Raw genomic sequence first — 23,605 nt, forward strand, 5'->3', positions numbered from 1 at the left:
AGGCCCCTCTCACAGTGGCAATTATATTTTATTTGCTCGAAAAAACCGTGGAAGCCCACTAAGTAAATACCAAAAGAATGTACTCGATTTAGAAAACAAGCAAAACATTAAGTTACTCACACTATTCAAGCGGCTTACCCGAGTATATTCAGATAAATACTGATTCAGGCAGAATAATATCCTGCCTCGGTTCCAGGTCTCACGTAAAAACGTCTAGGCTTTTTTCACAAACTCTGATTTGAGTTTCATTGGCCCAATTCCTTCAATTTTACAGTCTATATTATGATCTTCATCAGGAGCCAGACGGATGTTTCTTACTTTTGTTCCGACCTTAAGCACTTGGGAGGAGCCTTTGATTTTTAAATCTTTAATCACACTAATGGTATCGCCATCGTTTAACACCGTCCCATGCGCGTCTTTAACCACTTTTGTATGATCCTCTTGCTTTTGTTCCGTCTCTTGAGGCCATTCATAGGAACATTGGGAGCAAACAAATAGCGTACCACTGGCATAGGTATATTCTGAATTGCATTCTGGGCATAGTTGGGTCATTGGGTTTATCCTATTTTAAAAATGTGAATCATAAGCAAACATCGCATTTCACTCGAATGAGAGAATTTCTCATTCGCAATGAAAAAGCAGGTATTGAAAAGGTTTTCAGTGGCAAATTTCATCCTTGAGTATATCATATATCCTGTATCGATTCATGATATAGTTTTGACTAACCAATCTCGACCCGAAATTACTGTCATGGGAGTATTTATTGAAGTTTTTTTTCTAAGCGACTGGAATTTAAAACTATCTCTTAAACCCCCATACCAGACTCTCAAGATCTTCCAGACTTTGAACCTGCTCTTCCCAGTTTGCAATTCTAATCTGAACTTTCAGATTACTGTATTGGTGAAGCAGCATTAATGCGGTCAGCTGATGACTTAATTTGCCAGTTAATTCAGAGGAGGAATATCCATAAGCCATTATAAATGTCTCTAGTAATTGTTTGTCGCCTTGAATTAGAAAAGCGCCAGGGCCCAGCAAATCATATTCTGGCAAACCCAACATTGCATCGCCAAAGTCAATCAATCCACTGATATGCCACATATCATCTTTGTGATTAACCAGGAAATTCATTGGAGTATACTCACCCGTTAAAATAACTGGCTTTTTAATGGATGTGACTAATTCCTTAGCCGATTCAAGATAATCAGGAAGCTGCTTCAGCAGCACTGGTGGAAATCCCTTGTTCTGGTGGTTTGTTACGCATTGGGCAATTTGTTTTTCAATAAATTGCGGCCAATGGCAATCAATCGCCTCAAGCCCTTCTGTGGATAAAGTATGCACTTCCCGAATGAGTTCTCCCAGCTCATGAAGAATCACGATTTTATTATTTTTGGACATCGTTTCCCAGAGAGTCTCTAAAAGCGTTCCCTCAAGTCGGCTGATAATCAGATAAGGCCAACCGAATAGCTCTCCCTCTTCTTCAAGCCTGGGTGTTCTTACTGATAACTTTCCATCCAGATGCTTTAATATCAGGCGTTCACTTTCAAACTGAGTTTGATGTACAGGCGGAAAAATTTTAATGACCTTAGCCCCGAACGAAAAAACAATATTGGTTCCATCAGGAAATAAAGTTAATGCAGCCTCGGGCAATTGGTGTTTATTTATAATTGCTTTCACCAGATCATTTTCAATCAAGGATTTGAGCTTTTCATAATCTTCAAAGCTATGAATTGTCGAAAGTAGTTCTTTTAAAGTTAAATCATTCATAACGAGTCTTGGGTTTAAGCTTTGCCCATAATAGCATTATTTATAAATCAACCCCATACCCAACACTTTGCTTAAGAAAAGCGCTTCCCCAAGCATTTCCCCCTCTGCATAAATGTATTACAATGCTTGCGATAAAATGATTTAAATTCAATGGCGTGCGCAGTAAGGATTTAGTCGACAGCCTCTAAAATCGGAGTTTTAATGAAACAAAATGTCTCTTATCTGCCAAGAGAGCTTGGCCGTATGGTTTCATGGTCACTTTCTCGTTTAGGGAAGGCCATTGAAGACGTGTATGGAATAGAGGCCTTTGAACGATTTGAGCATATCCGTATTGCAATGCAGGACACCATTGGCAGGGACGCGTTAACGCTAAAAAATGCCCTGCTTGAATTACAAACCAGTCTTTCCACATTAAACCGACATCAGCTCTATCAAATAGCGCATGCGTTTTCGCTGATGATGGAGCTGATTAACGCCTGCGAAAGCGCCTATCGTATTTTTCGTATTAATCAGAGAGAAGAAAGGGTTTATCCTGACAAGCCTCAAGGGATTCATTATGTATTAACGGCACATCCCACCGAAGCGCGGACCAATGAATTTTTAAAGCTTTTCAAGTCAATTCGCGATTGTCTTGTGGAATCACTCAAATCTCCCTATCTGGTCAATGAATCCTGCTTTGATCAGATGCTTAAAATTTCACTGCAGATTAGCATTTCCTATCACGAGAAGCCCAGCGTGGAAGATGAAGCGCGCTATATTTACCAGTACGCGCTCAATCCGCATAACATTAATCTGTATCATTCCTTTCTGGCGGAAGGCATTCCCGTTCAATTACGGACCTGGGTAGGTGGAGATAAAGATGGTCATTCGGGTGTCGATGAGAAAATTATGGTGAAAAGTCTCGAGCTCTCTCGATCCTTTTTTATTCGCCACATTCAGGAATTACTGAAAGAAATCATTGAAATTGCCAGACTCTCGACCGCATTAGCCGAAAACAAAGCCTTAACTAATCAATTGCTTAAGCTTGTCAAAAGCGCGCAGAATCTTGGAAAGATTCGCGAAAAAGATAATGAAAAAGTATCCGCATTTAAACATGATTTAAGCGATCTTCAAGCCAATAGCACGGCGTTTTTTCATTTCATTCCCGAGCAATTTTCCATTATTTCAAGCATTTTTCAGCTCTATCCTGCTTTAGTCATTCCCTTAGAGCTTCGAGAAGATTCAGCTATCGTAAAAGAGAGTTTAATCAGCCCCAAAAAAACTACCATCACCCGAATGCTTGAACAGGTTTATTCTATAACTCATGGCACAGATCCCAAAAATTATATTCGCGGTTTTATTCTCAGTATGGTTGAGTCCGCTGAAGATATAAAAAATGGAATCACGCTGGTCAGACACATCTTCAAAACTTATGCCCTTCCGGTTGTTCCCCTTTTTGAGAATCAACTCGCCTTAACCAGCGCTGATGCAATTCTAAATGAGTCGATCACCGAAGATATCAGGCAAAAGCATATTGAACAGTGGAATGGAAACTACGAAGTCATGCTGGGGTACTCCGATTCCTCCAAAGAGAATGGCGTTTTACCTTCACGGCTTATGATTGCTCAAAGTTTGGGACGCATTCAATCCACTCTCGAAAGCAAGGGGCTCTGTCCCATCTTTTTTCATGGCTCCGGCGGCAGCATTGAGCGAGGAGGCGGGGATATTAAAGAGCAAACGGCCTCCTGGTCCAAGGAATTAATGTCTAATTATAAAGCAACCATTCAGGGTGAAATGGTCGCAAGGCTTTTTGGTTCGAATTCAATTCTTAAGAGCCAGATTGATAAATTTCTTGATATTTACGCGCAAAAAGAAACAAACACTGTTAATGAATATCCTGAAGCTTTGCAATCATTTTCAGCCAAAGTGAGTCAGAAATATAAAGCACTGATTCAAAGCGAATGGTTCTGGCCTACAATTGAACAGGCATCCCCCTATCATTTTCTAAACGAGCTTAAAATTGGCTCGCGGCCCACCAAGCGCAAATCAGGGCCTGATCAGAGAAAACTTCGCGCGATTCCCTGGATTTTGTGCTGGACACAAACAAGGCTTCTTTTCCCAACCTGGTGGGGTATTGGTTCTACCTGGCTTGAACTTGGCGATGAGGAGCAGAACGAGCTAAAAGCTCTTTATAAAGAAAATGCCCTTTTTGCAGCCTTTGTTAAACAATTAGGGGTCACCCTTTCCAAGGTATATTTACCGGTCTGGGAACAATATTTATATCAATTAACCGGCTCTGATGAATATCTTAGGCCTTTTCAAACCGAACTGGACTCAAGCATTCTGTTCTTTTATGAAATAACCGGCGAGAAAGACTTTTGCTTCCATCAGCCCTGGCTTGGTGAAAGTATACAATTGAGATCCACAATGGTTCATCCTTTAAATCTCATTCAAATTGAGGCTATGAAAAGAAAAGATTTACCTCTGTTGAGAATCACCGTGACTGGCATCTCCTGCGGGATGTTGACCACAGGATAAACGAATGACGGTTTGAACAGCTGCTTATTGAATTGGCAGCTGAAATTAAAATAACATCTTCTAGTCACTTTGATTCCATTTTGCACGCAAATAAGGCATAGTTACTCGGGCGCCGGAATAGTTTTCCTTATAGGGATGCTTAGGTTCACAGAACCTGGATAAAGGCTCAATCGAATAAGTTAATAACCTTTTGTTTATTAAGGAGTAATTCATGTATACCTTTGATTCCCCTGCGGGCATGCAAAATGACGAAAGCGATTCTGGAGCGAGCACCTATACGATGCTGGTTCTCTTTGCAAGCTTTAGTGTAGGCATGCTTGCACTGGCCGCTAAATACGCCGAATCCAATAATCGATTAAATTATGAAAGCCGTTTGGCTCGGATTATTGCCGGCGCTTTAGTATTTATCATTAATATGTGGCATACCAAAGCTGACGACCTGACGATAAACAATACTGAGAAAGACTTAATCGCAATAGGACCTCATTGCACCAGCGTCGAAGCCCTGGTTGTTGCATCCAAAATGAAGGGCAACCCTCCGCAATTCCTTGCCACAACTAATTTTAATAGCATCCCGGGTATTGCTTCCACCTTGAAGATGTTTAAAACCATACCAGTTGAAGGGGATAAAGCAAAAGCCAGTGATGGACGCTCTGCCAATTTTGCGGCACTTGAACGCGCAAGCCAGGCATTAAATGAAAATGGCTGCGTTGTGCTTTTCCCTCAAGGTAACTTTCGCCTGCTAGGGAAGGAGCCGCCAATGATTTACTCAGGAGCTGCCAAACTTGCCATCGAGCACAAAATACCCGTAAAAGTGCTGGGACTTAGTGGAATCTGGTGTGTAAATAACTCCCTTCTTCCTGTATGGCTGCGAGATAATAAAATCTACCGTGCTTTGTTCTCTTTAATCCACATGAATAATATCAAAGTGACAGAATGCGGTACTATCGAATTTCATCTCTTAGAGGAAAATAAAGACTTAAGTGAAGAGGAAAAAATCCGAGGGATTTGTGCCGAGCTTTATTCTCATTTTCGACACTTTGAAATAAGTGATAAAGAGTTAAAAGTAATTAAAAAAGAAATTGCTGATAAGACGCATCTCACAATCTGGGATACAAAAGTCAGGGTGACTAGTTTAGAACGACAACTTTTAAGCTCAAAAAAGGAATTAGCGCAACTCGAAGAACCCACTGCAGCAGGAATGAGTTTAAGCTCCTGATTGCAAAGTGGATTTGGCCGTATGCTGACGTACAGCCAATTCTCGCCAAAAACTATACCGGATTCATAGATGGAATAATCCCAGGAGCGAGCGAACTTTGTTCGCTCTGAATCCTTATTCTGTGCGCCAGGGAGATGCATTGGTTTCAACAATACTTCGGAATGTTAAATTCACTCGTGGCAGATGCCTGGCTTTCGTCGGTGGCAGGCGGTGAAGCCAATGGGTCTGGGTAACACCTTTCATCACCAGCAAACTGCCATGCTCTAAAACTTTAGAAACAATTTCTTTGCTTTTCTTATGTTTAAAACAAAATTTCCGTTCAGCGCCAAAACTCAGTGAACCAATAGCACCGTTTTCTAGTAAATCTTTTTCGCCATCGCTATGCCAGGCCATGCCTTCACTGCCATCATGATATAAATTAAGCAGACAGGAGTTATAGGTTTCCTGGCTTTCTTTTTCGGCGATGGTCTTCAACTCCTCCAAAACAGGAAGCCAGGGAAGAGCTGTTTTGGTAACTCCTGAATAGGTATACGAAAAAGCTTTATCGGCATACCAGGCCACTTTGCGCCTGGTAATCACTTTTTTTCCAAAGATTATCGCTTCATCATTTTGCCAGAGGATCTCATCTATTAATGCCCGATAATAGGCATCTGCCATTTCGCGGGTCAGAACTGAACCGTAATAATGCACTATACCGTCATAAGGCAGTAAATTGTGCAGCTGATTGTTGATTTTTTCAATTAGATCCACGCCAACACCTCTTCTATCTATACGTCTGTTTTGGCGGCTTCCCATCCTATCATCGCTTTTTTCCTGGTTTCACCCCACATATACCCGCCCAGTTTACCGCTGCTCTGGATCACCCGGTGACAGGGGATAAGAAATGCTATCGGATTACTCCCAATTGCGCCCCCTACCGCTCTTGAAGATTTAGGCTTACACAAACTGCGGGCAATATCGCCATAGGTTACGAGAGATCCCATTGGTATTTTCAGAAGGCTTTCCCATACCTTCAGCTGAAATGGGGTTCCCGCCAGATGCAGTTTTATTGTATCAAGCTGCTGCCAGTCTTTTTGAAATAGTAATAAGGCATCTTGCTGGAATTGGTCAGTCATTTGCCGATAAACTGCCTTGGGAAAGCGCGCTTTTAAAGCAGATAGAGCGGCTTGCTCATTCGCTTCAAACGCAATGCTGCAAATTCCTTTGGGCGTTGAAGCGACAATTATTCGTCCAAATGGGCTTTCAGCAAAGGAATAATTAATACTGAGTTCCGCCCCGCCATTTCTGAACTCCCCGGGGGTCATCCCCTCAATTTTCACAAATAAATCGTGTAAACGGCCGCCGCTGGAAAGGCCTGTTTCAAAAGCGACCTCCAGCAAGGGCATCTTATTTTTCAGTAAATGTTTAGCATAGTTGATGCTGAGGTACTGCATAAATTTTTTTGGACTGATGCCTGCCCATTCAGTGAACATTTTTTGAAAATGCCAGGGACTGAGATGAATCACTTGGGCGATTTCTTCCAGTGAAGGTTGGGCCTTAAAATGCTCATCAATATAATGAATTGCCTTCTCAATACGCTCGTAATCGATCTGCTGCTGCCTTAACATGCGGCACTCCTCACTCAATAGCTCTTCTGCTTATCATAGAGGGCTTAAGTATTTAAGTGGACCCGTTTCTTGCGCTGTTTACCCTGATTCTGGATATAAACCAAGTCAGTACGAAAATACATGAGCAAATAAAATTGCCTCTGTTATAATTATGCGCGAATAACAGCCTTGATGAAAGCGGGGGTTTTATGTTTCCGGATACAGCTCATTTTATTTTCTTTCTCACAGCAACTATTATATTGAATATTACGCCTGGCAATGATGTTCTCTACGTTGCAAGTCAAAGCCTGAACAGCTTCAGGCATGGAGTCGTGGCAACTATTGGCATTGGCACTGGTATTGCGATTTATGCTATTGCCTCAGCCCTGGGCCTTTCCACCATATTGCAGGAATCCCCCTTTGTGTTTAATCTGATAAAAATTGTGGGAGCCTTTTATTTGTTCTATCTTGCCTGGCAGGCATTACAGTCAAAAAACAGGCAGTTCACTGGCGACAAACAAGCTGTTTCAGTCTGGAAATCCTATCAGAATGGCGTGCTTACCAATCTTTTAAACCCCAAAGTAGGTATTTTCTTTTTAACCTTCCTGCCTCAGTTTGTGGATGTTGAACGTGGCGCAGTATGGCTGCAGTTATTGTCCTTAGGCTGCTGCTTTGTAGTGTCGGGAACCCTGGTTAATTTTCTCTATGTTTTCTTATTTGTTTATCTGAAAGAACGCATTTTTTCTAACGATGCCGTGCAAAGACTATTTAACCGATTAACTGCCTTTATTTTTGTTGTATTGGCTTTAAAAGTGCTGAGCGCCCAGCAACGTTAAAAGGTCTGTTTATGAAAATACTGGTATTTTATCGTTTGTGGCAGGCAGACTATCTTGCTGATCGCTGACTAGCTGGAAATTTTATCTTCATACTGCCAAAATAGGCTCATTTTGACTCACTGCGAACTGCTTTGTCCCGTACACAACGCCTTTTAGAACTTCTTCAGATTTTACGCCAGCATCGCTATCCAGTCAGCGGAAAATTGCTGGCGGAAAATTTGGGGATTAGCCTGCGAACCCTTTATCGCGATATTGCCACGCTGCAATCCCAGGGCGCCGATATTGAGGGCGAGCCTGGTTTGGGTTATATCCTGCGCCCAGGATTCATGCTGCCTCCATTAATGTTTTCCGAAGAGGAAATTGAGGCACTGGTTCTTGGCTCACGCTGGGTGGCCAAACGGGCGGATCACAAGCTTAAGCTTGCTGCCACTAAGGCACTGACTAAAATATCCTCGGTACTTCCCCCTGATCTGCGCCAGCAATTGGAGTCATCTGGCCTTCTGGTGGGTCCTGCAAAAACTCAAAGCAATGATGATTATGAAAGCTTGATTCGGCATGCCATTCGTAAAGAATTCAAGCTGAAAATGACCTATTCAGATGTCAACGAGGAAAGCAGCACACGTATCATTCGCCCGCTGGCTCTGGGCTTTTTTGATAACAGCCGTATACTGATCGCCTGGTGTGAATTAAGAAATGATTTTCGTCATTTCCGCAGCGATCGGATTTCTTCGCTGAGTTTAATAGAAACAGGTTATCAGCAAAAGCGCCAGGCGCTTTTAAAACAATGGCGCACAAGATTCAATATTCCGGAGCAATAGTTTCAGACTGCTGACAGAAACTGTCACAACACTGCTTTAAATTTCTCCCTGTTACTTTTAAGGAGAAGAACATGTTAGAACCGAGCGCTGTAATCATCTATGTAAGCAATGTCGCCACGAGCAGTTCCTTTTATCAGGATTTGCTGGAAATAAACCCAGAGGAACTCTCCCCAGCCTTCAGTGCATTTAAGATGCAAAATGGTGTGACTATTGGTTTGAAAGACAGAGAAACAGTCGAGCCCGCAGCAGAGGGGAATGGAGGATTTGAATTGGCAATCACTGTTAGCACTAATGAGCAGGTTGACGCCTTGTTTGGACAATGGAAGCAGAGGGGAATACCTGTTGCCCAAATACCCATCACTCTGGATTATGGATATACTTTTGTCGCACTGGATCCAGATAATAACCGGATTCGCGTGGTGGCTTTGGAGAAATAAGGAGAATTAAATGATGATTGAACCGGTGAAAAAAGAAATTGCCAGTTTTATTGTTAAAGGATTTAGCGTCAGAACAAACAATCAGGATGAAATGAATCCGAAAAGCGCAAAACTACCCGCGCTTTGGCAGCGATTTTTTGCCAGTGAATTGGCGAACACAACCAGCATATTTGGCGTTTATTCCGATTATGAGTCCAATGAGGACGGTTTGTATACGGTCACCGCCGGGGTTTCCCAGGAAGCCAACACCGACAACCTCAATACGGTTACGGTTTTATCCGGATCATATCTGGTGTTTGAAGCAAAGGGGCCAATGCCTGCAACCGTGATTAATGTGTGGAAATCAATCTGGGAATTTTTTGCGGCGAATCACCAGTTTCAGCGAAAGTTCGCGACCGATTTTGAACTGTATCTGGGAGCGGAGCAAATTGCGGTTCACATAGGGGTTTTCTCTTAAAAGAAATCTTCCCTAAAGTCCTCTCTCCCTCAGGGAGAGAGCTAGAGAGAGGGATTTAAAAGCAACCCTCACTGCCATTAAGTTAAGGACTTATGTCATTCCCGCGAAAGGCGGGAATCTATTCCTCAGTCGGCATTTTAATTAGCTCAGAGATGGATCCCCGCCTTTCGCGGGGATGACAGTTTAATATACAATTAAGCTTAACTTAATGGCAGTGACCTCCGCCCTCTCCCAGCTTGTGAGAGGGGATTCACTTGTTATCATTTCGTATATTCCCTTCCATTTCTTGATAAATTTTTAGTCAGATCCTATGCTAGAAAGGCGAGCATAGCTAGTCATAGGAGCATATTTATGTCATATAATGCCAAACATGAAAAATTGAACAAAGTTTCTGATAGTGAATTGGAAAATCTTTCAGGGGGATACGCACCCATTGACCCTAGTCAAATTGAAAAAGCGATGGCTCAAAACGCGCCTCACATTGGTTCATCACCAGGTGTCAGCGGTAAAGATAAGAAGGATAAAAAAGACAGAAAGAAGAAACATAAATAGTCATGAAATGCTCATCGTTATGCTTCCGGAGTAAGGCATTCCGGAAGCTTGAGAGAAGTTTTAAGCAACCCTAGCGTGACTTAATAGTTCCGCTGCATACATCACCCTCCTCAACCCCCTCATCCCATAGTTTAAGCTGATCCACTCTGGCTTTTGTTAGCTGGTATAAGGCATTACAGCGGCACATAGAACTTACACTGCCATTATCCGCTTCATTTGGATACAGGGAATCCAGGTGCGCATCTCTGAAGGCCAGCCATTTTTTCTGGGCAGTGACAAAACTGGCAATAAATGCTTTATCATCCTGATAGCCCTGTAATATGCGTTTGTAGATGGAGTTTAAGGAAGTATCCATTGCCTTGTATTGCTGGCAGGCATCTTCTGTCATCTCCGATTGCGTTTCAGCAAACGCGCTTGTCATCAATAACATAAGCATCATGCAAACTATTCTTTTCATTCTATTCCTGATCAGCATCCATTCGCCTTTTTAGTGTAGCTCAAAATTTGAGTAAATTAATCTGCAAGTATTCTCAATCAATAAGCCGCGAATTGTTATCATTTCGTAAATTGTCTCTGTTTTCTTGATATATGTTTAAACAGTTCCTATTCTAATAAAGCAAGCATACTCTAGCTAAAGGAGATATTTATGTCAGAAAAATCTACTCCAAAAGATAAAAAACTGAATAAGGTTTCAGATGGTGAACTGGAGAAACTTTCAGGAGGTTCCGGCCCAATTTGGCTGCAAATGGCGTTAGACGAACGTGCTAAAAACGGTATGACAGCAGCACCAGCAGCACCTGAAATTTCCGGTGGTGGCGGCAAAAACAAAGACAAAAAGAAAAAAGACAAAAAGAAACACAAGTAAGCCTCAATTGATGCTCATCTTTTGCTTCCGGAATAAGCAGCACCCCGGAAGCTATAATTAATCAGAACTCATGCTAATCACTTATGGCAGGAAAATGATCCACTGGCCCGTTCCCTTTACCCCCTCGATAAAATTGCCCCAGCCTCAATTAATTCAGGCAAAAGCCCGAATACAGCGCACAGCAAGTGGTATAAAGTCCTTGTTAAATCCCGATCCATCATTGCCTGAGGGAAAGTGAACAACCCAGGCAACATAGAAGTTTAAACCCTCCTGTTGCGTGGAACTCCAATAATAGCCTCCGAATGCGCCAAAATTACAGGGAAATTCTTCATTAGAGCAGAGCGCGCTATGGATAGCAGTTAATTCACTTCTTGCCGGAAGATACCAATCTGGCCCAATATCTCGACAACGTTGAGCCGCACAATTTCCTGGATCGTTTGAGCAAGATGCATTCACAACAATGGCATTCGTATTGTCAAGCCCATCGTCATAGCTGGTTGAACCCACTATATCACTAACAGTACCCGTCCATCGGCTAGAAAAACCATCGGCTTGATCAATAACAATCTTCCCTATACCGTCGCTCTCCTCAAAGACCAGGCCTCCCAAATGATAAAAAGCAATCAGGGTTTGCGGGCTGGTAGTATTGCTGCCGCTAATAGTAATCATGCAGGGTGCATAGGGGGTGCTGGAACTTAATTCCAGCGTACAGTGCCCCCCGGCGCAACACTGGCGCAATCGCTGTCATTTACAGACAAGTTGGGGCAGGCGGCGTGGTTGCTGACAGTAATCCCATTGGCGTGATCTATACTGTCCGCACTATTGGTGATTTCTAATGACAAAGGGGTCATTCCTGAAACTGTCACAATCCGGCCTTGCTGCAAAGGATTTGTAATACTGATCTGCACCCGATTGGACACAGTGACATCAACACTGGTTGTATTGGTATTGTCTCCTGCGATACGAATCGTTGTAGGCCCCTCCGGCGTACCTGAAGCGAAGGTAATTGTGCAGCTTGCCCCAACGGCAAGGCTGTTGCCACAGGTTGTGCTTTGTATGCTGATAGCGCTGCCATTAGGGATGGTTGCTGCAATATTGATGGCGGGCGACAGAGAACTTGCATCATTGGTGACAATGACATTGCCTGTTGAATTTTGTGTAAAACGCAATGTGGTTTGGCTTAGCTTAAGCGTGGCTGGTGGAACCTGGCTGCGGGTAATTTGTAAGCGATTGTTAATTCCTGGCTGGTAACATTGATTGGGATTCGCTTGCGTGCAAACCTCAGGGCCTTCTGTAATCACGCTGTTTATCTGAGAACCGTTAATCTGTAAGGACAAAATACAGGCCGTTTTGCCGCTGAGTACAAAGGGATTTCCGCAAAGACCAGGGCCTGAGGTGATTTGTGTAATGCCCTGGATAGGCCGCATAGTTAAGATGTGGGGTCTGGCGGATTGATTAGTCACCCGGTATTGCACAATGGCGTTGCCATTTGTCGGCACTGTAATTGTGGTGGCAGTGAGCGGCTCAAACGTCCACAAAGGGCTGCCTGCAAAAGCATTTGACATTAATCCTAATAAAATAACAATCAGTATCTTCTTTATCCCAAATAGTTTGTAATTGCTTTGCATGGTTTAGTCCTTTGTGGCCATAGTAAAAGTGAGATAACAACAAAATGCTAAACATGATACTTAGTAAAGACTGAAAATCAAAGCCTTAAATGCTGAGAAACTTACCGATCCTGAATAAAGAAATGATCTACCGGGCCATTCCCCTGCCCTATTTTTAAGTGTCGACCCGAAACAATAGCAGCAGTTAAATAACGTTTTGCCTGTTCAATAGCAGAATGCAAATTCATTTTCTGTGCAAGAAAGGAAGCAATGGCTGACGACAAGCTGCAACCTGTCCCATGTGTATTATTTGTGTTAATTCGCTTTTGATGAAAGAAAAATATTTGCTTAGTTTTGTGTAAGCAGAGGATATCTGTACTATTTTCTCCTGGTAAATGGCCGCCTTTGATCAGGACATTCGTCTCATAGTGTTGACTTATTGCCAGAGCAGCTTCCTGCATATCGTCACAGCAAGTGATTTCTTTCCCGCAAAGCATTACCGCCTCAGGAATATTGGGGGTGATTAAACTCGCCAGAGGCAAAAGCAGTGTTTTGAAAATGGAAAGGCTTTGTTTATTCATTAAAGAAGAATTGTCCTTGGCAAACATAACCGGATCAATCACTAGGTGAAGTGGTTTCACCTTTTGCAAATAAGAAGCGATAACCTCGATAGCTGCTTCCGTGTGGACCATGCCAATCTTGACTGCAGCAACTTCCAGATCGCTAAAAACAGCCTCTAATTGCTGCTCAATAAAATGGGCAGGAACCGCTTCAACCGCAATTACACCGCAGGTGTTTTGCGCGACCAATGCGGTGATTACCGAGGCAGCATAGGCTCTGGTTGCGGAAATAGTTTTGATATCTGCCTGAATACCAGCTCCACCTGAGGGATCGGTTCCAGCAATGCTGAGGACAACCGCTATTTTTTTCATGCAACGAGCCTCTCACCATTAGCCAGATAATCCAGGAAATGCATTTTGAATAAACCTGGTCCCGACGCATCCTGGGCCGCCCGCTCACCGCACAAGCTGTAGAACCATGTCGCCGCACAAGCAGCCTGATAAGGGTCTTCCCAGAGAGCAATAAAAAGTGCAATGACCGCAGTAAATAAACATCCGGCGCCAGTCACCTGCGACATTAGCGCTGAGCCACCTGACAAACATTCAACCCGATTCTCATCAACAATCGCATCGCTGGCACCGCTAACGACGGTAATTAGCGAGTAAACCCGCGAGATCTCTCTCGCACTTTCTATAACTTCTTCAGTAAAAAGGCGAGTATCCACTCCGCCACTGCTTACTCTTGAGCCGGATAAAGCAGCGATCTCACTGGCATTTCCACGAAGCAGTTGAAAATTGAATTGGCGCAGCAGGCTCAGGCAATGGCTAGTGCGATACTCACTGGCTCCTGCTCCCACAGGATCTAAAACCAGTGGTTTGTGGCAATCATTCGCCTGACGAGATGCCCGCTCAGCAAGCTTTATAAACTCCTCGTTTAAAGTTCCGATATTAATCACTACAGCTTCGGCAAGCGGTACCAAATCATCAATTTCCTGAATCGCCTGCGTCATTATTGGCGAAGCCCCCAGAGCTAGTAAGCCATTTGCGACAAAATCCATCGTCACCTGATTACTGATGTTTAAAACCAGCGGACGCATGATTTTTATCTGCTTGAGGATGGCATTGATCGTTTCAAGCATAATCGACTCCCAAAATAAGACGATGAAGTGATTTCGCAGCCCCTTCGGGATTATCTGCATCAGAAATTGCAGCAATCAATGCTACGCCGAAAGCTCCCAGCGACATAACGGAGGAAACATTGCCGAGATTAATTCCACCTATGGCGATTACCGGATGCCTGGATAATTGCACCAGTTTTGCAAGCCCGTCCAAACCCCATAGGGTTTTAACATCCTGTTTACTGCTGCTTTTAAAGACTGCGCTGGCTGCTACGTAATCCAGACAATCCAGATGATTAGCAGCTTCCAGCTGCGGGATACTCTCAATAGATAAGCCAATTAGTTTATCAGGCCCGAGCAGGCATCTTGCCTTCTCCGGGCTTTGATCCAATTGCCCAAGATGAACACCGACGGCGCCAATTTCCTGAGCCAGCAACACATTATCATTAATAATCAGGGGAATTCTAAGGCGATCCAATTGATATTTGAGCTCTTTCGCCTTCTGATAATGCTGCGTGAAGGATAGGTTTTTTTCACGATACTGAACCGATAAAACGCCCCCTTTAATGGCGGAAAAAAGCAGCGATGGCTTGGAATAATCAGTGATATAACAATATTTGAGCGCAGATATCATCAATCTTCCTCGCGAATACAGCAGGCAACAGGCTCTAAAGCGGAATAAGGCTTTGCGGGTAAAAACGAGTTGGTATAGCAATCAGTAATTGCAAATTGTTTATTCGTAATCCCCAAGTGCCGGGTATATCGGCCTACTTTATCCCAATCTCTCTCGATATTGAGCAGATTACGAGAAAAGAATGGCAAACTGCGCATAAAAATAGTTTTATACAAAGCACTGCGCAATTGTGGCTTTTGCTCACAAAGGCATTCAAATGCTTCTTCGGGGTTTTCTACAGTATAAGCGGCACCTCTCTGAGTGGCCTTCAGGAATCCTTTAATGATGTGTTCCTGCTGGAACATACGCTCATGGACAATGAACTGGATTGAACAAAAGCAGCAACAGCCTAAGCCAGCCAATTCATCCAGGCGGAGAAAAACGGTTTCTCCTGCCAAATGTTCAAGCTCAACTCGTTGAAAATTAATAAACCCAATGCCGGCATCAATGATGCCTCGATGAATCGCATCCGTAACATTCATACCGACACGCACTGTCTCATAGCGCGCTGAAATTCCCGCCAATTTGGCCAGATCATCGATTATTTTTTTACCAAACTCACCAATATAACCAATACGCTTACCGGCAATGTCCTGAAAACTGCGAATGCCGCTGGATTTCAATGCGATTAATCCGGTAGGCGGCTCATCGAGCAAAGTGCCGATTGACGTGACTGGGTAGCCCTTGGCGCGGGCAGCCACTGTATGAATCATCGCTTTTACACCAAAATCAATCTTACCCGTACCCACAATTTCAGTGACATCACTGGGATCGCTGGGCTCTAAAATGGCTAATCTGATATTTTCGTCCTGATAAAATCCAAGTCCCTGAGCCACAAAAATGGGGCAGTGATAAGGATTGGCATACCAGTTGAGTAATAAAGTGGTTCTTGATAGTTGGTTTGACATATTGCCATAACTCCTGTTAAAAAAATAAACAAAAGATGGCAAGCAAGAATCTCGCTTTCGCAAAGAATTTTGAATTGAGGCAGTCCTTACGCTGGTATGAACCAGTTCAAGTTCGACGGGTAATTCTCAGCCGTTTTACCGACACCCCGCGCCATCTGTTTTCTGATAGTAAGATCTGAAAAATTGATTGTCAACAATGAAATTCAGAGAGATGTCAGCCTGCAGGGCTATCAAGCAGGCTGACAGCAATGCATATTAACTCAACCACTCCTCTAACAATTGAACAAATGTCTGCCTTGCAGCCTTCAAGGCGGCGGAGTCAGTCTTTTGCGGCGTTCGCAGATCGTCACAGTGGGCCGCCCCATCAATCAGGGTATAATTTAATTGCGGGTTGCCGGCATTCCCATTCGCCACTGACAGAGACAGTTTTGACCAGGGATCATTACTTCCATTAGTAAAATGAATTCTCGATACGGCGGATTCCAATAAGGGCCAATAAAAATTCTGATTAATGTAGGAAGTATCCACCTCAGCATCGATTCCAAATAAACGCCTGCAGACTTCACGATGATAGTCTGCATTGATTCTCGCAGAACGTGTGGATTGGAGGGGATCAGGATGAGCATTTTGCCAATAGCCATATTCCGTACAGGATTGGTAGTACCATTGCCGCGCGCCTACACCTTCACTGTAATATTCACCGTCCTCACTAAAAGCGCCCTGGGGCGTCATGTCACTTGCAGTAATTTGCCAACGTCTGAAAAGGTTTTTAGTAAACGCAGCATAACCCTGAAGCGCGCTTGGACTTTTCACCAAAGAAGAACAAAACTCCTCATGCATACCATACTGCACTGCAGCAGCACCCACATCAGCAATCATGTAAAGAAAATCGGTATTATCCTGTAGTTCACTGGCTGAAAATTGCTCCTTGACCTGGGCGATGCTTTGCATATCATCCTGTTCAAGAATGCCCTCCACCTGCTTTACTACCTCACGCATTTTACCAGCGCATTCGCTGCCAGCCACCCGGGTTACATGCTGATCGTAATCACTAAAGTCATCCTTCGCCATCACCGGTGCAGAAGATGCCAAAGACCCCACAACCAGTTCAGGATGCTGCAAACGATAATAGGCGGATAGAGAACCAGGATAAGACCCGCCGAAAGCAACCCATTTTCCCTGCCAGTGCCTTTCCGTCATCATCGCGCTTTGAAAACTGGCTAAATCATCCAGTGCGGCCTGAGTAGATAGATATTTAAGATTATCAACAGAAAGCCTGCCAGGGACACTTTTTCCATAAAAACGATGTTCCAAAGCCACTAATTTGGCGTGAAATTGCTGGGCGTAAGTACGAATGGCACCATACAGAACAAATGGTGAGCAAGCCGCTTCACCACAGATATAAAAAAATACCGGTGAATCCGCTGATTTGCCATAGGTTTCATCCACATAATACCGTTGAGAAAAACTGCCGGCAGCAGGATCCTGATGGTTAACCCATTGTGTAAAATAGTCTTCGCGAATTGGCTTGTTTAAATTGATCTTGTTATGTTTATCAAGATAACGCTGATGATAATAATCCAGTGGATTGGAAAATCCTGTCAAGGGCAGCAACAACGCTATAGTCATCAGGCTTTTTTTGTGTAAATCCATTTATTTACTCTCCATAAAGAATACGTCTTATCCTAACCCGATTTACGATAGAAGCCCAATATTCTCCTGAACTTCTTTGTTGCCTTGACCTCCATAGCCAGAGACAGTAATAAACAATCAAAGCTCTTTTTTTAACCAAAATGAGCAGTAAAAGGTTCCCAAAAATCCATTTCTTAGATAGAATGTTCTTCTGCCTAACAATTAGAGCGCGAAATGTCCATAGAGATGGCTCGTTTTATATATCAGGATCCCTACTATTCTGACTATCGTCTGGCTTTTAGCGCGGATGCACTAGTGAACAGTTTTCCATATAGTATGCCCTCTCGCCAACTGGATATTACCACAGAGCGTATGGATTCTTTTACCATAATAAAGACTCCTGTAGGACTGAATCCGAATGCCTTGTTCAAAAATATAAACCCGAGAGATGCATTTTGCTCCACTAATAAACAGTGGATTTTGAAAGGCAGAATGTCCATTTATAATCCGGTCGGCATTCGGCAATTCAGCTTTGTATAGCCAGTTGATGGATAAACCCTGTTCAATATTTATTTTTTAGAGACTTATTATGCCTTCGATAGATGAATTTCAAAGCCATATCAATGGACTTAGAGAAGGAAAAAAAAATAGCTTTAACTTAAGCCGAGCATCGATCAATAACCTGCTTAAAGAAAATCTATTCTATATTAGTGGATACGTCATCGGCTTGCAGGATAGTGTTTATCAAGCGATCTGGTTGGACATTCTGCAGGGCTGGAATGAAGCATTGAAGGATATAAAGAATAATCAACTGCCGCCTCCCGCTGAGCTTGGCAATCGAAAGAACTATTCACCTGCAAAAACTCTGGGTTATTTACGGTGCTTAGGCGTCAGTTACTCGGTGCATCCTTACTATGAGGAGCAGCTGCAGACATTGGCCCTGCAAGCCTCCCAGTCTGCTTTGCCAATTGAAATATCAGCTCCCCTTTTAATCCATCCAACCGCTTCAGTTCTGGATACTACCGCTGAATCGACCTCATTTAACCAGGAAAATGTAGAATTATTGCTAGCAGGCCATTCTGATGCAAAATCACATAATCCACCTCTTCCTTTATCTCAATTATTTGATGGAAGAAGCTGCTATTATATTCAAGGTTATATCAGTGGCTTAAGCAATATTAAGTATACCAGGATATGGGAACTTTACTTATCCGGATGGATCAGCGCAGCAAACGATATAGCAGTTAGCCAGCAAAAAGATCTCCTTTTTCTTTATTCAAGAAAAACGGAAGACAATATCTCTTATATTTTGGGATATTATGATTACTGCGGATTCAGTGTTAACGATTCAAAATACAGACAACTGTTAATCGATCTGAATAGTCAACAAACTGTTTATGGACAAGGGATGCGTGCCGCCATGCAATGGTCAACGATATCCTTTCGCCCTGTAACTCCTCCAGCAAGCGCTATATTAAGCACAGCAAGCTCATCTCATACTCCTGCAACCTCTATCATCACCGCTGCCTTGGCTGATGCATCTGAAGCCAGTAGCGTATCAACTGAGAAAAGAAAGATTTCAAAGGATATGAAGGCAGATGCTCAACCAAGAGCGAGTAACGAAAAGCTAATACAAAAACGCAAAAAAATACTGTCTGATGTCGCTATACCTCAATTTATCACCGAGGAAATGGGAATACTGTTCTTACAAAGATGCGATACAGCTCGAGTACGAGTTTATGAAGACTTACATGGCAAAAAAATTGATGTTAGCAGTACGCCACTCAAAAGCAAAAAAGCTATTCATGACCTTGATTTGGAACTAAAACAAGAATTACACGATCTGGAGCGCTCTCAGAATTTAACAGAGGAGCAACTTTCTTCTCGCAAAAATAAGCTGTCATTGAAAATAATTGCTAGCCTTGCTTACTATCTGGCTTATCATGGCAGAAACTATCGCGGCGATACTTTGAGCGGCGCTGAGATTCTTTCAATGATTTCCATGGAATGTGAGGAACAAAACATTAATTCATTACAAGAATTAATCAGGCATATTGCCGCTGGTAACATGCCCTCCTTTTATAAAGCCGAATCCGCTGAGATACAGTCGGTCCAAAAGGCAAGTGTACCCATTCAGCCAATGACCGCATCTGCCACAAATGAGACATCCCCTCCACTGCCAGCAGCTGCTCGTGATAAAGTATCTGAAATCAGGCGCCAGGGAACTCATCCTAAAGCCTCCCAGCATCGTGTTTTTGTTGATGCCCAATTGGGACTGAAACGGAGATCAGAAAACGTAATAAGAAAACTCAAGGCAATATTTGATGATACTGGTTTACCCCAATTTATCAGCGAGGAAATGGCGGGGCTTTTCTTTCAAAGAGCCCATTCAGGTCGACAAAGTGCTTATAATGACAAACAAAGCGGCAAGCCAATCGATACTGGCCGTATGCCGCTAAAGAATCCAAAGGCTGTTCATGACCTGGCTTCAAAACTAAATAATGATCCATTTAATTCTGTGCATCAGGACATAATGGGTGACCTTGCCTTTTACCTGGGTTATCAGGCCAAAAGCATTTACGGCGAAAAATTCACGGCCTCTGCAATTCTTTCAATTATTTCCAGGGAGTGTCAGGAAAAAAATATTAATTCAGTACCAGAATTAATCAAGCATATTGCCGCTGGAAAAATTCCCTGCTTTTATAAAGCCGAATCACCCGAGAAACAGCCGGCTCGAGAGGCAACATTACCCATCCAGCCAATATCTCCTCCAGCAAGTTCTTGTTCAAGCACATCAAGTTCATCTTACAAAAGGTTTGCATCTGCCTTAAATTATGCATCTGGAGCCAGTAGCGACCCAACTAAAAAAAGAAAAACTTCAGCGGAGACTGATACCAATGCACTTCTTTTTATTAATGGTCAATCGGTAGCGAATCGCTCAGCAGAAAACGCAATAAGAAAACGTAAGGAAGCACTGGAGGGTATCATTCTACCCCCATTCATCAATCAGGAGATGGCGATAGAGTTCTTGCAAAAATTCCATTCGGGTCGATCAAGAGCTTATGATGCAATACGCGGTGCCGAAAAGCCCGAAACTGGCATTGCGCCGAGATGGCGTGAATTATGGAAGGCAAATGCCATCCATGATTTGGCTGCGGAGCTAAATAAAAAATTAGACGATTTATATGATAGCTCTCTGGATTATTTTGCAGAGAAGGATTTCCCTTCTCGTCAAAATGATCTGTTGACGGAAAGCATGAGGAAACTTGCCTATTATCTAGGTTATCATGGCAGAAACGATCACGGCAAACCATTTGGCAACTCTGAGATTATTTCAATCCTTGTCCGGGAATGTAAGACAGAGAAGATTGAGTCAGTACAGGCATTAATCCGGCATGTCGCTGCTGGTCGCATGCCCAGCTTTTATAAAGCTGAACCGATTGAGAAAGCGCCGGAGCCGGAGCAAGAGCATTTGCAAAACCTAATGGCTCCCTAAGCCCCTTGCGGCAGCGGGATGGCCACAAAAAACCGTCTTTGCGAGCGTTTGCGAAGCAATCCAGATCATAACTTTGTTCAAGCTTCGATCTGGATTGCTTCACTTCGTTCACAAAGACGACAAGTTAACTGCTCGATTCTATTGATGCACAATGCCCTTCGGCAAAGCGACAAATAATAGGCCCGCCTGATTGTGCTCATTGGCCTCTATACCGGCCAAATCCCCTTCTCCCTTATAAAGGTCGACATGAGCCCCGACAATAGCACCACCGGTATCCTGGGCCACGCACCAGGATGTCCGGTTTTTAGTGTTATAAATAAAATTCATTCCCACGGGAATCACCCGATGGTCCGTGGCGCATGAGGTGTGTGCAGTTAAGGGAATATTTTCTGACCCATAAGGTCCGCCATGTTCTTTAGCAAAAAATACATAGCTTTGATCTCGGTTTCGCAGGTCAAAAGCTTGAGCCTGATTGCCGAGACTATTCAGATAATTGCGAATCAATTTTTCTGAAGCAGCACTTTGCCTGATTTGATCGGTGAGATTACAGCGTAATTTAGCCTCATCATGACAGTTGGGATCTTTGGCACATCGCTCCATTGCATCCAGATTGCCGCCACAGCTGGGGTCTTGCGCACACTGAACAATGCGGCCTAGCATGGTGCGCGGCCTGCCATTGTATCCGTCGTAATTAATATGAAATAACTGACCGTCAAGAAGCAGGGAACCAGAACCTTCAACCATTAAAAAGGCGGGATCATTGGGATCTTTAACATAGCCAATCACATGCTTCGGATGCAAGGCGCCATGTTCAATTTCATTGCGATCCGGAGCCACTGAATAGCTACCATCGGCGTTTTTCATACAAAATCCACGCGCTATTTTTGTGAGCGGGTCCACTCCACAAAGAGGCGCTTTAAGTTTACGTCTTCTGCATTCCAGAGCGACATTGACCACCCCCGGATTTCCATAGATTGGATATAGGAAAACCGCCTGTTTTTTACTTCGCGCTTCAATCGCTGCGGGGGCATAATAAGCAGTAAACTGAAACTCGCCTCGTTTAAATCCGGCATGATTTTCTGGCCAGCCCTCACTCTTATACCAGTCAAATTCAGTTTTTATTTTTGAAAGAAAATTATTGAAATCCCCATGAGCTGCTTTGGCAAAAGCAAGCATTTGCTGATTGGTATGCAGGCACCATTCTTCACGCTTGAATCGATGGCCGGCAATGGTAATTGTCTGAAACTCTCCGCGGCTTTTTTTGCAGTTTTTTATCTGAATATTTAAAGCATTAATCACTTCATTCATGTTACCTGCGGGATTCTCCAGAGGCAGCTCAGCGGGTGAGATTTTATGGAACTTGAATCGCAGCACTCCCGGCTCTTTGGCAGCCATCTTTTGCCGGGCTGTAAAATCCACGAGCCTTCTGACGTCCAGACAGCGCTGAATGGGGTCTTGTGGAAGAGCGGCCTGAGTGACAAGGCCAAAACTCGTTAAGGCTAATAAAACAATCGACTGAAACCTGGACATCATAGTTCTAGCGCACTCTTTTCCTTGAATAATATAAGCAATAATTATATCGATATTGAGGTGGATTCAAAACTGAAATATTACAGATCACAGCAAGTTTTCTATACTTAAAGAGTAAGGATTATTTTTAAAGAAGAAAGAGGACTGTTATGTGCCGACTGGTGGCCTATCTAGGAAAAAAAATACTACTCTCCGAAATCCTGATTAAGCCAAAGAATTCGATTATTAAGCAAAGCCTTCTGGCGCGCGAGTCCACTACCCTGACTAATGGAGACGGATTTGGCCTCGGTTGGTATATTCGGCAGGATGAAACTCCAGCATTGTTCACCTCGCTTTTTCCAGCATGGAATGATAGAAATTTATCCTACTTATCGACAAAAATAGAATCATCAGTCTTTTTTGCACATGTCAGAGCAGCCAGTACAGGTGGGATCTCACAGTTTAACTGCCATCCTTTTTTATTTGAGCATTGGATGTTTATGCATAATGGATGGATTCCACATTTTGATAAAATTAAACGACAACTTCAGGACTTGCTGGATGATGACATATTTAGCTGGATCAAAGGGAGCACCGACTCCGAATTAGTATTCGCTTTATTTTTGCAGTTAGCGAAAAAATATGATTCGCCAAATCTTGTGGATATTGTCGGCACCATCCAGGAAACATTTCGTATTATTAATTCTCTGGTGAAAAAAAACACGAAAAAAAGCTCCCATTTAAATATATGCATTACGGATGGAAAGCGCCTGGTTGCAACGCGTTATTGCAGTTCCAAGCGTGTTAAGCCTGAGACTATGTATTTGTCTCTGGGCAAACGGGTTAACCCCCAGAAACGGCAAATCATTTTAGAAAATAAAATAACAGCTCCCTACATTGTGATTGCATCTGAAAAGCTATCCAAGTCTGAACTAGAGTGGCAACCAATCCCTGCGAATAATTGTGTGATTATTGAATCCAATTTGAAATTGTCTTTTCACGCTTTAGATTAAGCGAGGTAAGAGGATCTGGTTAACCCCGGGGAGATTAA

Annotated in this window: 24 protein-coding genes and 1 riboswitch; of the genes, 11 read left to right on the forward strand and 13 right to left on the reverse strand. The window is 43.2% G+C overall.

What is annotated here, in order from left to right; genetic code table 11:
• Nucleotides 1-213: 213 nt before the first annotated feature.
• Both E1O89_RS11540 and E1O89_RS11545 read right to left on the reverse strand, forming a co-directional pair.
• On the reverse strand, nt 214-552 hold the full coding sequence (locus E1O89_RS11540; protein ID WP_133140291.1) for a zinc ribbon domain-containing protein YjdM: 339 nt from the start codon (nt 550-552) through the stop codon (nt 214-216).
• Nucleotides 553-798: 246 nt separating this feature from the next.
• The gene (locus E1O89_RS11545; RefSeq protein ID WP_133140292.1) at nt 799-1,764 is read right to left on the reverse strand and encodes an aminoglycoside phosphotransferase family protein; all 966 of its coding nucleotides are present in this window, start codon (nt 1,762-1,764) and stop codon (nt 799-801) included.
• Between the two features lie 201 nt (nt 1,765-1,965).
• Here E1O89_RS11545 and E1O89_RS11550 point away from each other — a divergent pair, with 201 nt between their 5' ends.
• Nucleotides 1,966-4,281 (forward strand): phosphoenolpyruvate carboxylase, encoded by a 2,316-nt coding sequence (locus E1O89_RS11550; RefSeq protein ID WP_165483141.1) that lies wholly within the window; start codon nt 1,966-1,968, stop codon nt 4,279-4,281.
• 211 nt (nt 4,282-4,492) lie between these two features.
• On the forward strand, nt 4,493-5,500 hold the full coding sequence (locus E1O89_RS11555) for a lysophospholipid acyltransferase family protein (RefSeq protein WP_262337509.1): 1,008 nt from the start codon (nt 4,493-4,495) through the stop codon (nt 5,498-5,500).
• Nucleotides 5,501-5,614: 114 nt separating this feature from the next.
• Here E1O89_RS11555 and E1O89_RS11560 read toward each other — a convergent pair whose 3' ends face one another.
• Nucleotides 5,615-6,250 carry an alpha-ketoglutarate-dependent dioxygenase AlkB family protein gene (locus E1O89_RS11560; protein WP_222845437.1) on the reverse strand — a complete coding sequence of 212 codons (636 nt, stop codon included), beginning with the start codon at nt 6,248-6,250 and terminating at the stop codon, nt 5,615-5,617.
• Nucleotides 6,251-6,267: 17 nt separating this feature from the next.
• Entirely contained in the window at nt 6,268-7,107 is an 840-nt protein-coding gene (locus E1O89_RS11565) for a bifunctional helix-turn-helix domain-containing protein/methylated-DNA--[protein]-cysteine S-methyltransferase (protein ID WP_133140295.1), read from the reverse strand.
• A 188-nt stretch (nt 7,108-7,295) separates the two neighbouring features.
• On the opposite strand from E1O89_RS11565, the gene E1O89_RS11570 reads away from it, so the two are divergent.
• The 5 genes from E1O89_RS11570 (at nt 7,296) to E1O89_RS11590 (ending at nt 10,186) form a co-directional block, all read left to right on the forward strand.
• A complete protein-coding gene (locus E1O89_RS11570; RefSeq protein ID WP_133140296.1) occupies nt 7,296-7,922 on the forward strand; it encodes a LysE family translocator in 627 nt (208 codons plus the stop codon).
• Between the two features lie 131 nt (nt 7,923-8,053).
• Complete coding sequence (locus E1O89_RS11575) at nt 8,054-8,740, forward strand: helix-turn-helix transcriptional regulator (RefSeq protein WP_133140297.1); 687 nt, start codon at nt 8,054-8,056, stop codon at nt 8,738-8,740.
• Between the two features lie 71 nt (nt 8,741-8,811).
• Nucleotides 8,812-9,177, forward strand: a complete 366-nt coding sequence (locus tag E1O89_RS11580; protein WP_133140298.1) for a VOC family protein — start codon at nt 8,812-8,814, stop codon at nt 9,175-9,177.
• A gap of 10 nt (nt 9,178-9,187) precedes the next feature.
• Entirely contained in the window at nt 9,188-9,634 is a 447-nt protein-coding gene (locus E1O89_RS11585) for a GyrI-like domain-containing protein (protein WP_133140299.1), read from the forward strand.
• 351 nt (nt 9,635-9,985) lie between these two features.
• Nucleotides 9,986-10,186, forward strand: coding sequence for a hypothetical protein (locus E1O89_RS11590; RefSeq protein ID WP_133140300.1), 201 nt, complete (start codon nt 9,986-9,988; stop codon nt 10,184-10,186).
• Nucleotides 10,187-10,256: 70 nt separating this feature from the next.
• Here E1O89_RS11590 and E1O89_RS11595 read toward each other — a convergent pair whose 3' ends face one another.
• A complete protein-coding gene (locus tag E1O89_RS11595) occupies nt 10,257-10,643 on the reverse strand; it encodes a lysozyme inhibitor LprI family protein (RefSeq protein ID WP_165483142.1) in 387 nt (128 codons plus the stop codon).
• A gap of 189 nt (nt 10,644-10,832) precedes the next feature.
• On the opposite strand from E1O89_RS11595, the gene E1O89_RS11600 reads away from it, so the two are divergent.
• Complete coding sequence (locus E1O89_RS11600) at nt 10,833-11,051, forward strand: hypothetical protein (protein ID WP_133140302.1); 219 nt, start codon at nt 10,833-10,835, stop codon at nt 11,049-11,051.
• 153 nt (nt 11,052-11,204) lie between these two features.
• Here the strand turns inward: E1O89_RS11600 and E1O89_RS11605 are convergent, their stop codons facing one another.
• The 7 genes from E1O89_RS11605 to E1O89_RS11635 form a co-directional block, all read right to left on the reverse strand.
• On the reverse strand, nt 11,205-11,720 hold the full coding sequence (locus E1O89_RS11605; protein ID WP_133140303.1) for a DUF1566 domain-containing protein: 516 nt from the start codon (nt 11,718-11,720) through the stop codon (nt 11,205-11,207).
• Nucleotides 11,721-11,746: 26 nt separating this feature from the next.
• Complete coding sequence (locus E1O89_RS11610) at nt 11,747-12,679, reverse strand: hypothetical protein (protein WP_133140304.1); 933 nt, start codon at nt 12,677-12,679, stop codon at nt 11,747-11,749.
• 101 nt (nt 12,680-12,780) lie between these two features.
• Nucleotides 12,781-13,590, reverse strand: coding sequence for a bifunctional hydroxymethylpyrimidine kinase/phosphomethylpyrimidine kinase (gene thiD, locus E1O89_RS11615; RefSeq protein ID WP_133140305.1), 810 nt, complete (start codon nt 13,588-13,590; stop codon nt 12,781-12,783).
• On the reverse strand, nt 13,587-14,357 hold the full coding sequence (gene thiM / locus E1O89_RS11620) for a hydroxyethylthiazole kinase (protein ID WP_165483143.1): 771 nt from the start codon (nt 14,355-14,357) through the stop codon (nt 13,587-13,589). Before thiM ends, thiD begins: the two co-directional genes overlap by 4 nt.
• Nucleotides 14,350-14,970: a thiamine phosphate synthase gene (gene thiE, locus E1O89_RS11625; protein ID WP_133140307.1), complete on the reverse strand. Its 621-nt coding sequence runs from the start codon at nt 14,968-14,970 to the stop codon at nt 14,350-14,352. Before thiE ends, thiM begins: the two co-directional genes overlap by 8 nt.
• Complete coding sequence (locus tag E1O89_RS11630; RefSeq protein ID WP_133140308.1) at nt 14,970-15,917, reverse strand: ABC transporter substrate-binding protein; 948 nt, start codon at nt 15,915-15,917, stop codon at nt 14,970-14,972. Before E1O89_RS11630 ends, thiE begins: the two co-directional genes overlap by 1 nt.
• A 65-nt stretch (nt 15,918-15,982) precedes the next feature.
• Nucleotides 15,983-16,076: riboswitch (TPP riboswitch) on the reverse strand.
• A gap of 96 nt (nt 16,077-16,172) precedes the next feature.
• Entirely contained in the window at nt 16,173-17,570 is a 1,398-nt protein-coding gene (locus E1O89_RS11635; RefSeq protein WP_133140309.1) for a S28 family serine protease, read from the reverse strand.
• A gap of 213 nt (nt 17,571-17,783) precedes the next feature.
• Here E1O89_RS11635 and E1O89_RS11640 point away from each other — a divergent pair, with 213 nt between their 5' ends.
• Both E1O89_RS11640 and E1O89_RS11645 read left to right on the forward strand, forming a co-directional pair.
• Complete coding sequence (locus tag E1O89_RS11640) at nt 17,784-18,089, forward strand: hypothetical protein (protein ID WP_133140310.1); 306 nt, start codon at nt 17,784-17,786, stop codon at nt 18,087-18,089.
• A 49-nt stretch (nt 18,090-18,138) separates the two neighbouring features.
• Nucleotides 18,139-21,045: a hypothetical protein gene (locus tag E1O89_RS11645; RefSeq protein WP_133140311.1), complete on the forward strand. Its 2,907-nt coding sequence runs from the start codon at nt 18,139-18,141 to the stop codon at nt 21,043-21,045.
• Between the two features lie 138 nt (nt 21,046-21,183).
• On the opposite strand, the gene E1O89_RS11650 is transcribed toward E1O89_RS11645, so the two are convergent.
• On the reverse strand, nt 21,184-22,578 hold the full coding sequence (locus E1O89_RS11650; protein WP_262337510.1) for an MltA domain-containing protein: 1,395 nt from the start codon (nt 22,576-22,578) through the stop codon (nt 21,184-21,186).
• A gap of 146 nt (nt 22,579-22,724) precedes the next feature.
• On the opposite strand from E1O89_RS11650, the gene E1O89_RS11655 reads away from it, so the two are divergent.
• Entirely contained in the window at nt 22,725-23,567 is an 843-nt protein-coding gene (locus tag E1O89_RS11655) for a class II glutamine amidotransferase (protein ID WP_133140312.1), read from the forward strand.
• The last annotated feature ends 38 nt before the right edge of the window (nt 23,568-23,605 follow it).

The organism is Legionella genomosp. 1, assembly GCF_900640215.1.
In the GTDB taxonomy this organism is placed as follows: domain Bacteria; phylum Pseudomonadota; class Gammaproteobacteria; order Legionellales; family Legionellaceae; genus Legionella_C; species Legionella_C quinlivanii_A.

Excerpts from the sequence above, each read along its gene's own strand:
- E1O89_RS11540 (WP_133140291.1), bottom strand. The coding sequence starts at position 552 with ATGACCCAACTATGCCCAGAATGCAATTCAGAATATACCTATGCCAGT.
- E1O89_RS11545 (WP_133140292.1), bottom strand. The coding sequence starts at position 1,764 with ATGAATGATTTAACTTTAAAAGAACTACTTTCGACAATTCATAGCTTT.
- E1O89_RS11550 (WP_165483141.1), top strand. The coding sequence starts at position 1,966 with ATGAAACAAAATGTCTCTTATCTGCCAAGAGAGCTTGGCCGTATGGTT.
- E1O89_RS11555 (WP_262337509.1), top strand. The coding sequence starts at position 4,493 with ATGTATACCTTTGATTCCCCTGCGGGCATGCAAAATGACGAAAGCGAT.
- E1O89_RS11565 (WP_133140295.1), bottom strand. The coding sequence starts at position 7,107 with ATGTTAAGGCAGCAGCAGATCGATTACGAGCGTATTGAGAAGGCAATT.
- E1O89_RS11570 (WP_133140296.1), top strand. The coding sequence starts at position 7,296 with ATGTTTCCGGATACAGCTCATTTTATTTTCTTTCTCACAGCAACTATT.
- E1O89_RS11580 (WP_133140298.1), top strand. The coding sequence starts at position 8,812 with ATGTTAGAACCGAGCGCTGTAATCATCTATGTAAGCAATGTCGCCACG.
- E1O89_RS11585 (WP_133140299.1), top strand. The coding sequence starts at position 9,188 with ATGATGATTGAACCGGTGAAAAAAGAAATTGCCAGTTTTATTGTTAAA.
- E1O89_RS11590 (WP_133140300.1), top strand. The coding sequence starts at position 9,986 with ATGTCATATAATGCCAAACATGAAAAATTGAACAAAGTTTCTGATAGT.
- E1O89_RS11595 (WP_165483142.1), bottom strand. The coding sequence starts at position 10,643 with ATGAAAAGAATAGTTTGCATGATGCTTATGTTATTGATGACAAGCGCG.
- E1O89_RS11600 (WP_133140302.1), top strand. The coding sequence starts at position 10,833 with ATGTCAGAAAAATCTACTCCAAAAGATAAAAAACTGAATAAGGTTTCA.
- E1O89_RS11605 (WP_133140303.1), bottom strand. The coding sequence starts at position 11,720 with ATGATTACTATTAGCGGCAGCAATACTACCAGCCCGCAAACCCTGATT.
- E1O89_RS11610 (WP_133140304.1), bottom strand. The coding sequence starts at position 12,679 with ATGCAAAGCAATTACAAACTATTTGGGATAAAGAAGATACTGATTGTT.
- thiD (WP_133140305.1), bottom strand. The coding sequence starts at position 13,590 with ATGAAAAAAATAGCGGTTGTCCTCAGCATTGCTGGAACCGATCCCTCA.
- thiM (WP_165483143.1), bottom strand. The coding sequence starts at position 14,357 with ATGCTTGAAACGATCAATGCCATCCTCAAGCAGATAAAAATCATGCGT.
- thiE (WP_133140307.1), bottom strand. The coding sequence starts at position 14,970 with ATGATATCTGCGCTCAAATATTGTTATATCACTGATTATTCCAAGCCA.
- E1O89_RS11630 (WP_133140308.1), bottom strand. The coding sequence starts at position 15,917 with ATGTCAAACCAACTATCAAGAACCACTTTATTACTCAACTGGTATGCC.
- E1O89_RS11635 (WP_133140309.1), bottom strand. The coding sequence starts at position 17,570 with ATGGATTTACACAAAAAAAGCCTGATGACTATAGCGTTGTTGCTGCCC.
- E1O89_RS11640 (WP_133140310.1), top strand. The coding sequence starts at position 17,784 with ATGTCCATAGAGATGGCTCGTTTTATATATCAGGATCCCTACTATTCT.
- E1O89_RS11645 (WP_133140311.1), top strand. The coding sequence starts at position 18,139 with ATGCCTTCGATAGATGAATTTCAAAGCCATATCAATGGACTTAGAGAA.
- E1O89_RS11650 (WP_262337510.1), bottom strand. The coding sequence starts at position 22,578 with ATGATGTCCAGGTTTCAGTCGATTGTTTTATTAGCCTTAACGAGTTTT.
- E1O89_RS11655 (WP_133140312.1), top strand. The coding sequence starts at position 22,725 with ATGTGCCGACTGGTGGCCTATCTAGGAAAAAAAATACTACTCTCCGAA.